Source organism: Streptomyces sp. MBT53 (assembly GCF_016654115.1).
Classification (GTDB): domain Bacteria; phylum Actinomycetota; class Actinomycetes; order Streptomycetales; family Streptomycetaceae; genus Streptomyces.
On record NZ_JAEQAZ010000147.1, the window covers coordinates 51,316 to 61,507 of the forward strand.

Below are 10,192 nucleotides of genomic sequence, written 5' to 3' on the forward strand. Positions count from 1 at the left end.
CCGCGCCGACCCCTGAAGATACGGTTCACGCATGGCCGACTATCACGATGACCTGCGCCTCGCCCACGTCCTCGCGGACGCCGCCGACGCCGCGACGACCGCCCGGTTCAAGGCGCTCGATCTCAAGGTCGAGACCAAGCCGGACATGACTCCGGTCAGCGAGGCGGACAAGGCCGCCGAGGAACTCATCCGCGGCCATCTGCAGCGCGCCCGCCCGCGGGACGCGGTCATCGGCGAGGAGTACGGCGTCGAGGGCACCGGCCCCCGCCGCTGGGTGATCGACCCGATCGACGGCACCAAGAACTACGTACGCGGAGTCCCGGTGTGGGCCACGCTCATCTCCCTGACGGAGGCGGCGGAGGGCGGCTACCAGCCCGTCGTGGGCCTGGTCTCCGCGCCCGCGCTGGGCCGCCGCTGGTGGGCCGCGAAGGGCCACGGCGCCTACACGGGCCGCAGCCTGTCCTCCGCGTCCCGGCTCCGCGTCTCCCAGGTCTCGAAGCTGACGGACGCCTCCTTCGCGTACTCCTCGCTCACCGGCTGGGAGGACCAGGGCCGCCTCGGCGGCTTCCTCGACCTGACCCGCGAGGTGTGGCGCACACGCGCGTACGGCGACTTCTGGCCCTACATGATGGTCGCCGAGGGCTCGGTCGACATCTGCGCCGAACCCGAACTCTCCCTGTGGGACATGGCCGCCAACGCGATCATCGTCACCGAGGCCGGCGGCACCTTCACAGGCCTCGACGGCCGCCCGGGCCCACACAGCGGCAACGCGGCGGCGTCGAACGGGATCCTGCACGACGAGTTTTTGGGGTATCTCAATATGCGCTACTGACCTGCTAGGGGTCGCTGAACTGATCGACCGCGTACGCAGGGTTGAGGCTACGGACCCGGGACGATCACGAATGGCGTGACCGTTGACAGAGTCGTGTCATCGGGGTTGTTCTCCATCAGGGCCTCCTCCGCTCCGCGATCAGCACACGGGCCAGGATGCGCACCAGCACGGTGTTCGGCTCGACGAAGCCGGCGTGCTCGCGGTGTGCCCACACGTCCCGCCCCGGTCCGCTCATGCCCTCCTCGTGCCAGAGGTGAACTGCGTCGTGGGGATCGGTGATCGGCTCGTCGCAGTAGCGGCAGAAGCGCAGGGTCATGACGGACCCGCGATCTTCGTGTGGCAGGGACAGGTGCAGCGTCACACGAGGACCAGGCCGCCCCCGTGGGGTAGTGGGATGTCCTTGGTCTGACGGCAGTCGTAGTGCAGTTCCTGGTATCCGTCCAGGGCGGCCACCGCGCACTCGGCGGAGCGCGTCGAAGGGTCGTCGATGGGCGCGGTCACGGGCGCGCGCCGAGGCTCTCGTAGTGGTCGCACAAAGCGTTCAAGGTGCGTGCCAGGCATCGGGCATAGCCGACTTCTCCGCCGAATCTACGGATCGGCTCGGCCCGGAGCTTTCCCCGCGCCTCACCTACGCAGGCGAGCGCGCAGTACTGGGGGACGCTGTCCTTCTTCAACCGCCTGACGGCCGGCTCAACCTCGGGGATGAGCAGCTCCAGGTGGCCCCGAACCATCTGGGTCAGCGTCTCCAGTTCATCAGCGGTTGGGGGCAGCGCCACGGCGTCTGGGTCCAGCAGAATCTGCACGGTCTCGCGCATGACGGTGATGTCAGGTCGATCGGCCTGCCGGCGCCGAGTGCCTTCGGATGCTGCGGTGGTGCGGTTCGCCATGTCGACGCCTGCCCAGTCGGCCACGCCCGGGGCCGTTCGCGTGGTCGCCGGGTCTCGTCGTGCCCCTTGAAGCTAGGAGTGCGATGGACGTCCATGCCAGCGATGTGCAGATCTTTGCATTTATGCCAACCAGCCATTTTCCTTCGCGAGTTCGGTCTCTTGACCAGCTACGCCCTCTGCCAAGAGTGTCGCAAAGAACTGCACATCTCATGGATGGAGACAGTCATGTCGCTACGGTTCATCGGGATCGACCTCGACACCAAGACCGGGGACTCACCGACCGTGTGGGTCGACCAGGAGAAGTGCGAACTCGTCCTCCAGGGATGGAAGCCCGACCCTCAACTCGAAGCAGAGTGCGCCGTGTTCGAAGTGCCAGTCATGCCGTCGGCATTCCGGTGGACGAGGCCGTGATCCGCGTCCCTGCCAGGATGGTGCACATGATCAGGGAGGCGTGCGATGTCCTCGATCGTTCCGACGATCGCCGAACTCATGGACGAGTGCACACGCTCCGCTTGGCACCTTGAGATGCGAGATCACTACGGCGTGGCCGCAGAGGCTGACGACTTCCGGACATGGCTGGAGACCGGCCGTCTCGACACCGACCCCGGATCGCCGGACTGGGCCCCCTGGGTGGAACTGATCTCCCGTGCCGTGGCGCGCGGCGTGGCAGTACGGCGCGCCCGGATCGTGTCCGAACCCGTCACGGACTACATCCGCTACGAACACGCGTCCACCGGCGTCAACGTGCATGCCGGGGAACAGGTGCGCTGGTTGCCCCGCCGACGCGCCTCGGACATCGCCCTGCCGGGCAACGACTTCTGGCTCTTCGACGACCAGGTGATCCGATGGGGCTACTTCTCCGGCGAAGGGGCCATGATCGGCCACGAAATCTCCGAGAACCCAGCCGCCGCGAAGCTGTGCGCTGAGTCCTTCGAGGCCGTATGGACGCGCGCGACCCCGCACGACCAGTACCAGATCCACTGACCAGAAAGCACCGGCAGCCACCATGCCCGCCTCGCCCTCCTCGTCTGCCCAGGCCGCACGTGAAGCCGTCGCCCACCGGCTGCGCGACCTCCGCAAGGAAGCCGGCCTGACGGTCGTGCAGTTGGCTGCCGCATGCGGCTGGCACTACTCCAAAACCTCACGCATCGAGAACGCCCTCACCGGGCCGTCCGCGAACGACATCCGACGGTGGTGCACCGCGACCGGGGCGGACAGCCAAGCGCAGGATCTCGTCGTGCAGTCCATCAACGCCGAGTCGATGTACCGGCAATGGCGCGACCAGGTCCGCGCCGGACTACGCCACATCCAGGACAGCAGAATGCAGGCGTCCCGCGAGACCGAGAACTTCCGGATCTACTCCTCCAGCATCGTCCCCGGACTGTTGCAGACAGAGGGATACGCCCTCGCTGTCCTCGGTATCGCCGCAGGCATCCACGACTTGAACATCGACGACAGCGCGGACGCCGCACGCGCTCGGCTCGAACGCTCCCGCATCATCCACGAACAGGGACACCGTTTCATTGTGGTCGTCGAGGAGGCCGTCCTGCACTCCCAGGTGGCCGACCCCGACGCGATGGCAGCGCAACTCGGCTACCTCCTCACTGCCGGCGCCCTTCCGGCCGTCTCCCTCGGCGTCATCCCCATGACCATCCGCCGGACGCACTGGCCCGAAGAGACCTTTCACCTCTACGACGACAAGCACGTCTCCGTCGAGCTGGTCTCCGCCGAGGTGAACGTCACCCAGCCCTCCGAAATCGCCCTGTACGCGAAGGCATTCGAGCGGTTGCGCAGCATGGCCGTGTACGGCGCGGACGCTCGTGCTCTGATCGTGAAGGCCATCGAAGCACTGCGCTGAGCCCCGACTCTGCCCAAATCGGTGGTCGATCCACATCCCCCCTTCGGTTGCCTCTTGTCGTCGTCACCTCGCCTGTAGACCTCGCCGTTCCCAGAGGCCGCATGCCCGGGTCTGTCCCGAAGGCGACTTAATATCCAGGCCATGGCAGACATCCCCGACGAATTGATCAAGCTGGAACGTTCCTCCGAAGACGCCCGTCAACAACTCGCCGGCCTAGTTGGTGAGGAGTACGAGGCGCAGTGGAAGGCGTGGCGTGCGGCGGCCGAGGACTTCCAGGCCGCAGTGACCGTATACACGACGCGCGAAGAGGTGACCCTGTCGCGGCATGAGGTGGAGCAGGCAGCGAAGCGGGCTGTCCGGCACGCCGAGCCCTCTGGTGCTTGACCTAGGAGTCCTCGGAGTTACTCGCCGACGGCAGCCTGTTTGACCACAGCGCCCCGTGCGCCCCGGCATCTTACGGTCCGCTTCCTCACTGAAATCCGGCCGGTCGCGAAAGTCGTCGCTGCCCCACGCGACCGACTGAGTTACAACTTTCTTTACGGGTTCGAGCACGGCGGTGTAGGTGATACTGGACGCCACGTAGAGCCTCTGGTTGTACGGAACGTGATCTTCGCAGACCCGTTCCTACCAGGGGCTTCACTCATGTCTGACACCGAGTCAGCATCCCGCCGTCCGGCATCATCACACACCGCAACCGTCACGTTGCCGAGAAGACTTCAATGAGCGCCTTGTCGCTTAGCGAGGCGATGTCTGGAGGATGCCTCGGGCTGATGCTCCGCTGACTTCGGGCGGAGATTGCAACCTTGCAAAACGGAGTTGCCCGGTAGCGAGGAGTGCTAGCTTCCTCATCACGTCCACGCTCGGGGGAGAGTAAGCATGGTCAGAACTGAAACCTATGTATCTGCAAAGCAGTCCGAAATCGCGGTTATTCTTACTACCGTGGTGTCCGCAGGGCTGGTTATCTTTTTCGGCTGGATCGCTGATGCTTCGTACTGGTTCACCGTTCCCGTTGGCGTTCTTTTCGGTCTGCTCGCATTCGCATGCTCGGCAATCTTGCTCGGTACCGCGTCAACGCAATTCGACCCCCGCCGTGAAGACCAACTGCTCAATGAACTCCGAGGCGATGACCGTCAGCTAGGGATGCTGTCCGAGCTGAATCGTCAAGAAGTTCTCCGATATCACGACATCGTCACCAAGCAAGCTGACCACTCATTCCGGTCGGGCCAGTTGGCTGCGACGGCGGGTCTAGTGGCAGTAGGTGTATGCCTGTGGGTCGGCCTCCAATATGACGGCCCTAATGCGAAAGCGTTTAGCGGTGTTATTGCTGCCATCTCCACCGCCGTAGCCGCTTACATCAATCGCACCTACATGCGCATGTATGAGAAGTCCATCGATCAACTGAGTCGATATTTCGATCAGCCTGTCGTTACCGGGTATTACCTGACGGCGGAACGGATGGCGAAAACAGATCTACAAGAGGGTCTTCGTCAGCGAATCATTGAGTCTGTTCTTGAGACCGCAATGCACATCACCAAAAGGGAGTCCGATGCTCCGCCCGCCAAAAGAGAGGGCTCTCAGGAACAAGGTGAGGTGGAGGGAGCCTCCAGCAAAGCGGATGCAGGAGAGGGGGGTAGCGCACCAGCGTGAGACTGGCATGCAAGCGGTCCGCACACTGCCTGAGTGAACCGGGTTGCGTGGCGGCCAGCGCGTGCTTCGTCTATTTCTACGGGCTCGCCGCCAGCGGATGGGAGGAACGGCCAATTCCGCGACTGGGAACCGGACAAACAGCGGAAAGTTCAGGCCACGGATCTTGTGTGGCGCCTGTGGCTCCATGAGAGTGATGATTCGACACGTGTTCGATTCTTCTTAGGGGGAGAAATGAAGGCGCGTTTTATCGTCCCGCTTCTCGCGGCGGGGGCCCTGCTGGTGCCGGCTGCCACGGCGTCGGCTGCTCCGAGCGGCAGCACGGGAAGGGCCGTCGCGAAGCCTGCTGCCTTTCCCGTGTGGTGCACGTTCCAGGGTGAGAAACCGTTCCAGGTCACCCAAGGCGGCCCACTTTACGCCCAGGGCCATTACACGGGTTGCTCAACTCCGGCACCCGACCAGTGCCGGGCCCAGGTCGATCTTCAGGAGTACGTGCGCGACGGGTACTGGCGCGCGGTGAAGCACAAGGACAGCGGATGGACCAAGTGCAGCGGGCGCTACACCACTCCAGGGCTCACGTGCGTGCATGATGGAGAGAAGGAGACGTACAACACTCAGGTGACCTTGCAGGTCGAATACGAGGGACGCTTCAGCGAACCGGGAATCGCAGACACGAGCAACACCGTGATTGACTGCTGAATTCCGTTCACCCGTAACGGCCTGCCGGATTGATTCGGTAGGCCGTTTTCGGCTTCGGTCGCACAGATGAAAGTGAGGCAGCAGCATGCACGTTCATTTTGAAGCAGTAGACCCAGAGAAAATGATCAAGTTCTGGGGCAGCATCCCGGGTTGGGGTGGGTACAGCGTCGGCGAAGCGGAATCTCCGGCTGTACTACCGGTCGTCACGGTCCTCGTCGGAACGATCGCCGAACAGGTTCAGACGCTGATCGCCAAGGGTGCGTCTCTCGTGGAACCTCACGATTGCATGCACGCCCTGATGACGGATCCGGAAGGCAACAGGTTTATGGTGGTGCTCGACCCCGATCACGAAACATGACGTTCTCCAGCGTGGATGTGGCCCGGCGTACGGCACTTACAACGGCTACTGAGCTTGAACTCATGAAGTCGTTGGGGTGGGGGAAAGGCCGGTTCCGGTGAGGCATCCGTCGATGAGGTGGGGGCGGTACTGGATCTTCCTCATCCCGTGTCGGATGGTCTGGATGAGGTGCTCGGGAGTGGTGAAGGCGGTGTTGGAGAGCCAGCCGCGGCGCAGCAGTGGCCAGATGCCTTCGACGGGGTTGAGGTCGGGTGCGTAGGAGGGCAGCTGGTAGACGGTCAGCCAGTCCTGCCGGTCGATGAACTGCCGCATGCCGTAGGCGAGGTGGACGTTGAGGTTGTCCCAGACGAGCACGATCGGCCCGCCGAGCTGCTGGTGTGCGGGGATGAGCAGGTCGCGGTAGTTGGTCCAGGCGAAGCTCTTGCGTCCGTCGCGTCGGCCGTCGTCGCGGCGGGGTCGGTAGATCAGCCGGGAGCGTTCACCAGGCTTGTAGCAGGTCAGGGCGGCGATCGAGATCCGGCGGCGGGAGCGGCCTCGAACCCGGATCACGGGTGTCTTGCCGCGGCGGGCCCAGGTGCGGGCGATCGGCGGCGTCATCGAGAAGCCGGACTCGTCCTCGAAGACGATCCAGGCGTCGAGCGCCGCCGCGAGGTTTCCACCTGCGGCCAGGTCTCCTTCACCCAGCCGGTGACCAGGTCCTCGTCCCGCTCGACCGCTCGTCTGGCCGGCACCTGGCAGGAGAAGCCGTGCCGGATCAGCAGCTTGCGCACCCCTTGCAGGGTGTAACTCTTGTGGAAGCGGCGGCCGATCACGGTCTTGATCCTCGACAGCGTCCACCGCTGATCCGGCCAGCCGTGCGCAACCGGCCCCTTCACCAACTCCGCCTCCAGCTGGGCGAACTGGGCCTCGCTCAACCGGGGCGGCGAGGCGGATCCTGCCGACCGCAGAGCCCGCGGGCCGCCCTTGTCCCACAACCGCCGCCACCGCTGCACCGACCGGACGCTGATCCGTAACTCCTTGGCGATCGCCGAGCACGGCTCGCCCCGGGCGAAGCCCTCGGCCGCCTTCATCCGAATCCCCTCGCGGAACTGCCGGCGCTCGTCCGACAGACCGCCGCCCTGCGCATACCTCATAACAGACGGCGTACCGCGAGGATCAAGCCCTGTCAGCAGCTACGACAACCCGAGTTCAAGCTCAGTAACTGTCGTCGGCTGAGGCTCAGAGACTCTTGGCCCAGGCTCCGCTAAGGGACGTTTGAAGCGAAGAGACTGTGCCATTCGTGTGCCAGATCCTGCGGGGAACCACGGGGACTGATCCCGGATGCGATCAGAGCACCAACCCACCCCGCCGCGGGTCATCCCAGCAACCGTCTCCAAGAGACCCAGGCTTCCCAAGCTGAGAGGCAGCATTCAGACGTCGGGCACCCTCTCGACCGCGTCGAGGGGCACATCGATGCCGGTGTCGTCTCCGAAGATCTGCACAATCAGCTGTACGCGGTGGCGCTCCTGGTCAAGCGCGCGCACCGGCCCCGTGAGCTGCGCGAAGGGGCCATCAATTACCAGGACAGTGTCCCCTGGCTGTAGCTCCAGGCCACTCGGCATGGTCACTCCCTGACGGCGTAGGCCGGTCCGAACTTGATGGTGATTCCCAAGACCCTAAGGTGCCGACACCCGGGGCCCGTCTCAGTTTCCGTCTCATTCAGCCACGTTCACCGCCGTTCAGAGGGAGCCAAGGGGCCAAACCATCTCGGCGACCAGCCGACCTTGAACGCAGGTGAACGCCCTTGTACGAGCGCCACCACCCCACCACCACAGTTGGAAAAACTGTTGGTGACCGTCAAGTTGGGCGTGCGCCACCCCCGGATCCACGACACGTGATCAGGTGAGAACGTGGAGACCATCATCGCCAGTGCCATAGCCGTTCTGGGAACCCTGCTCGGCTCGGGGCTCACCCTGGCGTTCCAGCAGCACACCACCGACAAGGGGCACCAGTTCACCCGCCGCGAGAAGCTCCGGCAAGAGCGACTGGATGCCTACTCCGCCTACGCCGGCGCGCTCATCAACTACCGTCGCTGCCTGGTACACCTCTGGTTCTGCGAGCACGAGCAGCCACCACCGGAGAACCCCGACGCTGTGCGGATCCGCGCCTACGATCTGCGCTCCAACGCCCAGGAGGCGCTGTTCCGGGTGCAGATGCTCACAGATGACGAAACCCTGGCCCAGACCGCGGAAACCGTGCTCACGGACATCACGGCACTGTCCAAGTCGGGTACCGGAACTGATCTTGACCAACGCAGAGTCACCACCCGCGACGACGTCAGCCGACTGGTGAAAGCATCAAAGCACCACCTCTGAGACACATCCCGATGGACTTGTTCGCACCGCAGGTCCATCACAAGGCGCGCACCAACGAGACCGCACCACAAGCGCACCAGAAAGAGCGGGGACCAGCGGGGGAACCACGGTGAAGCGGGTCGGCCACGACGAGGCCACGCCGTAGCCATTCGGCCAGGTCAGCGCCTGAACCTCCCACGAATGCCCGCAGCTTCCCAAGCCGATGTCCGGCGACTCTCCGGGCATTCCTGCGGCCGCCTCGCTGGGCCGTCTACGGGCCGTCCGAGGCTGACCAACGACGACCACCAACGATCAGTGACGACCGCAACCGTGCAGCTCGTCGACGAGATGGAGGGTGACCCCGCACCCCACCGACGACCGCGATCAATACATGCGCTACTGAGCACAACGTGACGCCCGCACACGCCCCCAACCGGCCGCGCGCGCCCTCTTGTTGACCCGTGCTTTACCTGCGACTCTGAGAGTCCCCCCACTTGTGAACTTGTGAATCCGGTAACTAGCAGACCTCGGCCGGGCGACCGCCGGACCCGAGGCCCGTTCGCCGATCCGGATTCCACTAGGAGGTGGCCTCATCCCATGTTGGTCCGCGACGCCATGAGCACGGTGGTTCTCACCATCGGCCCCGCCCACACCCTCCGCCAGGCAGCCGCCCTGATGGCCTCGCGCCATGTCGGCGCGGCCGTGGTTCTCGACCCCGACGCCGGCGGTATCGGCATCCTCACCGAACGGGACATCCTCAACTCGCTCGGCAAGGGCCAGAACCCGGACACCGAGCGCGCCCACGCCCACACCACCACCGACGTCGTGTTCGCCACCCCGGCCTGGACGCTGGAGGACGCGGCGAGCGCGATGGCCCACGGCGGCTTCCGCCATCTCATCGTTCTCGACCGCGCCGAGCCCGCCGGCATCGTCTCGGTCCGCGACATCATCCGCTGCTGGGCACCCGCGCGACAGCAGGTTCCGGCCTGACAACCGCCCGACCCAAACGGTTGGATCCAGTCCAAGTCCAGCAGTCCTCCAAAGTCACACCTATTCGGGAACTGGTCACGTTGCTGTTAGGCTGGCCTGCATGAGTGACCTTCTGGAGCGGCTGCGCGGACGCGGATGGCGGATGACCGCACAGCGGCGCGTCGTGGCCGAAGTGCTCGACGGCGACCACGTCCACCTGACCGCCGACGAGGTCCACTCCCGTGCCGTGGCCAAGCTGCCTGAGATCTCCCGGGCGACGGTCTACAACACCCTCGGCGAGCTGGTCTCCCTCGGCGAGGTCCTCGAAGTCGCCACGGACAAGCGGGCCAAGCGCTACGACCCGAACGCGCACAGCCCGCACCACCACCTGGTCTGTGCCAACTGCGGCCAGATCCGTGACGTCCACCCCGGCGGCAACCCCCTCGCCGACCTCCCCGACTCGGAGCGCTTCGGCTTCACGGTCTCGGACGTCGAGGTGACGTACCGCGGGCTGTGTCCGAACTGCGCGAGCGCGTAGCAAGTCCTTCCGCGAAGCCCCAAAGCCCCGGCACCCGTCCGTGTCGAACGGGTGCCGGGGCTTTGGGGCTTCGC

The 10,192-nt window shown here is 64.9% G+C and carries 16 protein-coding genes and 1 pseudogene; 11 read left to right on the forward strand and 6 right to left on the reverse strand.

The annotated features are described in order from the left end of the window. Positions 1–31 precede the first annotated feature (31 nt). Positions 32–832: a histidinol-phosphatase gene (hisN, locus tag JHN45_RS37465; protein ID WP_019072141.1), complete on the forward strand. Its 801-nt coding sequence runs from the start codon at positions 32–34 to the stop codon at positions 830–832. Between the two features lie 115 nt (positions 833–947). Here hisN and JHN45_RS37470 read toward each other — a convergent pair whose 3' ends face one another. From JHN45_RS37470 to JHN45_RS37480, 3 genes are read right to left on the reverse strand one after another with little or no spacing between them, the layout of a single operon-like run. Then, positions 948–1,148, reverse strand: a complete 201-nt coding sequence (locus JHN45_RS37470; protein ID WP_201054025.1) for a hypothetical protein — start codon at positions 1,146–1,148, stop codon at positions 948–950. A gap of 41 nt (positions 1,149–1,189) precedes the next feature. After that, positions 1,190–1,333 carry a hypothetical protein gene (locus tag JHN45_RS37475; RefSeq protein WP_201054027.1) on the reverse strand — a complete coding sequence of 48 codons (144 nt, stop codon included), beginning with the start codon at positions 1,331–1,333 and terminating at the stop codon, positions 1,190–1,192. Next, positions 1,330–1,743 carry a DUF6415 family natural product biosynthesis protein gene (locus tag JHN45_RS37480; protein WP_307783303.1) on the reverse strand — a complete coding sequence of 138 codons (414 nt, stop codon included), beginning with the start codon at positions 1,741–1,743 and terminating at the stop codon, positions 1,330–1,332. The genes JHN45_RS37475 and JHN45_RS37480 overlap by 4 nt, the downstream gene beginning before the upstream one ends. Positions 1,744–1,944: 201 nt before the next feature. Here JHN45_RS37480 and JHN45_RS37485 point away from each other — a divergent pair. The 7 genes and pseudogenes from JHN45_RS37485 to JHN45_RS37515 all read left to right on the forward strand — a co-directional run bounded on the left by JHN45_RS37485 (position 1,945) and on the right by JHN45_RS37515 (position 6,278). Continuing rightward, positions 1,945–2,243, forward strand: a pseudogene (locus tag JHN45_RS37485) (hypothetical protein). After that, a complete protein-coding gene (locus JHN45_RS37490; protein WP_201054028.1) occupies positions 2,176–2,703 on the forward strand; it encodes a DUF6879 family protein in 528 nt (175 codons plus the stop codon). Before JHN45_RS37485 ends, JHN45_RS37490 begins: the two are co-directional and overlap by 68 nt. A gap of 22 nt (positions 2,704–2,725) precedes the next feature. Beyond that, positions 2,726–3,577 carry a helix-turn-helix transcriptional regulator gene (locus JHN45_RS37495; protein ID WP_201054030.1) on the forward strand — a complete coding sequence of 284 codons (852 nt, stop codon included), beginning with the start codon at positions 2,726–2,728 and terminating at the stop codon, positions 3,575–3,577. A gap of 141 nt (positions 3,578–3,718) precedes the next feature. Beyond that, on the forward strand, positions 3,719–3,961 hold the full coding sequence (locus tag JHN45_RS37500) for a hypothetical protein (RefSeq protein ID WP_236584547.1): 243 nt from the start codon (positions 3,719–3,721) through the stop codon (positions 3,959–3,961). A gap of 492 nt (positions 3,962–4,453) precedes the next feature. Next, entirely contained in the window at positions 4,454–5,224 is a 771-nt protein-coding gene (locus JHN45_RS37505) for a hypothetical protein (RefSeq protein ID WP_201054033.1), read from the forward strand. A gap of 231 nt (positions 5,225–5,455) precedes the next feature. After that, positions 5,456–5,920 carry a hypothetical protein gene (locus tag JHN45_RS37510; RefSeq protein WP_200710837.1) on the forward strand — a complete coding sequence of 155 codons (465 nt, stop codon included), beginning with the start codon at positions 5,456–5,458 and terminating at the stop codon, positions 5,918–5,920. 121 nt (positions 5,921–6,041) lie between these two features. After that, positions 6,042–6,278, forward strand: coding sequence for a VOC family protein (locus tag JHN45_RS37515; RefSeq protein WP_200710838.1), 237 nt, complete (start codon positions 6,042–6,044; stop codon positions 6,276–6,278). Between the two features lie 60 nt (positions 6,279–6,338). Here JHN45_RS37515 and JHN45_RS37520 read toward each other — a convergent pair whose 3' ends face one another. From JHN45_RS37520 to JHN45_RS37530, 3 genes are all read right to left on the reverse strand, one after another. Continuing rightward, a complete protein-coding gene (locus JHN45_RS37520; RefSeq protein WP_236584548.1) occupies positions 6,339–6,875 on the reverse strand; it encodes a transposase in 537 nt (178 codons plus the stop codon). After that, positions 6,872–7,411, reverse strand: a complete 540-nt coding sequence (locus JHN45_RS37525) for a winged helix-turn-helix domain-containing protein (RefSeq protein WP_201054034.1) — start codon at positions 7,409–7,411, stop codon at positions 6,872–6,874. The genes JHN45_RS37520 and JHN45_RS37525 overlap by 4 nt, the downstream gene beginning before the upstream one ends. A gap of 276 nt (positions 7,412–7,687) precedes the next feature. After that, positions 7,688–7,879, reverse strand: coding sequence for a KOW motif-containing protein (locus tag JHN45_RS37530; protein WP_200710840.1), 192 nt, complete (start codon positions 7,877–7,879; stop codon positions 7,688–7,690). Positions 7,880–8,167: 288 nt separating this feature from the next. Here JHN45_RS37530 and JHN45_RS37535 point away from each other — a divergent pair, with 288 nt between their 5' ends. From JHN45_RS37535 to JHN45_RS37545, 3 genes are all read left to right on the forward strand, one after another. Continuing rightward, complete coding sequence (locus tag JHN45_RS37535; protein ID WP_201054036.1) at positions 8,168–8,632, forward strand: hypothetical protein; 465 nt, start codon at positions 8,168–8,170, stop codon at positions 8,630–8,632. A 576-nt stretch (positions 8,633–9,208) separates the two neighbouring features. Further along, positions 9,209–9,601 (forward strand): cyclic nucleotide-binding/CBS domain-containing protein, encoded by a 393-nt coding sequence (locus JHN45_RS37540; protein ID WP_200710842.1) that lies wholly within the window; start codon positions 9,209–9,211, stop codon positions 9,599–9,601. Positions 9,602–9,701: 100 nt separating this feature from the next. Next, on the forward strand, positions 9,702–10,118 hold the full coding sequence (locus JHN45_RS37545; RefSeq protein ID WP_200689012.1) for a Fur family transcriptional regulator: 417 nt from the start codon (positions 9,702–9,704) through the stop codon (positions 10,116–10,118). The last annotated feature ends 74 nt before the right edge of the window (positions 10,119–10,192 follow it).

Coding starts and splice junctions, on each gene's coding strand:
- hisN (WP_019072141.1), top strand. CDS start 32: ATGGCCGACTATCACGATGACCTGCGCCTCGCCCACGTCCTCGCGGAC.
- JHN45_RS37470 (WP_201054025.1), bottom strand. CDS start 1,148: ATGACCCTGCGCTTCTGCCGCTACTGCGACGAGCCGATCACCGATCCC.
- JHN45_RS37490 (WP_201054028.1), top strand. CDS start 2,176: ATGTCCTCGATCGTTCCGACGATCGCCGAACTCATGGACGAGTGCACA.
- JHN45_RS37495 (WP_201054030.1), top strand. CDS start 2,726: ATGCCCGCCTCGCCCTCCTCGTCTGCCCAGGCCGCACGTGAAGCCGTC.
- JHN45_RS37500 (WP_236584547.1), top strand. CDS start 3,719: ATGGCAGACATCCCCGACGAATTGATCAAGCTGGAACGTTCCTCCGAA.
- JHN45_RS37505 (WP_201054033.1), top strand. CDS start 4,454: ATGGTCAGAACTGAAACCTATGTATCTGCAAAGCAGTCCGAAATCGCG.
- JHN45_RS37510 (WP_200710837.1), top strand. CDS start 5,456: ATGAAGGCGCGTTTTATCGTCCCGCTTCTCGCGGCGGGGGCCCTGCTG.
- JHN45_RS37515 (WP_200710838.1), top strand. CDS start 6,042: ATGATCAAGTTCTGGGGCAGCATCCCGGGTTGGGGTGGGTACAGCGTC.
- JHN45_RS37520 (WP_236584548.1), bottom strand. CDS start 6,875: ATGACGCCGCCGATCGCCCGCACCTGGGCCCGCCGCGGCAAGACACCC.
- JHN45_RS37525 (WP_201054034.1), bottom strand. CDS start 7,411: ATGAGGTATGCGCAGGGCGGCGGTCTGTCGGACGAGCGCCGGCAGTTC.
- JHN45_RS37530 (WP_200710840.1), bottom strand. CDS start 7,879: ATGCCGAGTGGCCTGGAGCTACAGCCAGGGGACACTGTCCTGGTAATT.
- JHN45_RS37540 (WP_200710842.1), top strand. CDS start 9,209: ATGTTGGTCCGCGACGCCATGAGCACGGTGGTTCTCACCATCGGCCCC.
- JHN45_RS37545 (WP_200689012.1), top strand. CDS start 9,702: ATGAGTGACCTTCTGGAGCGGCTGCGCGGACGCGGATGGCGGATGACC.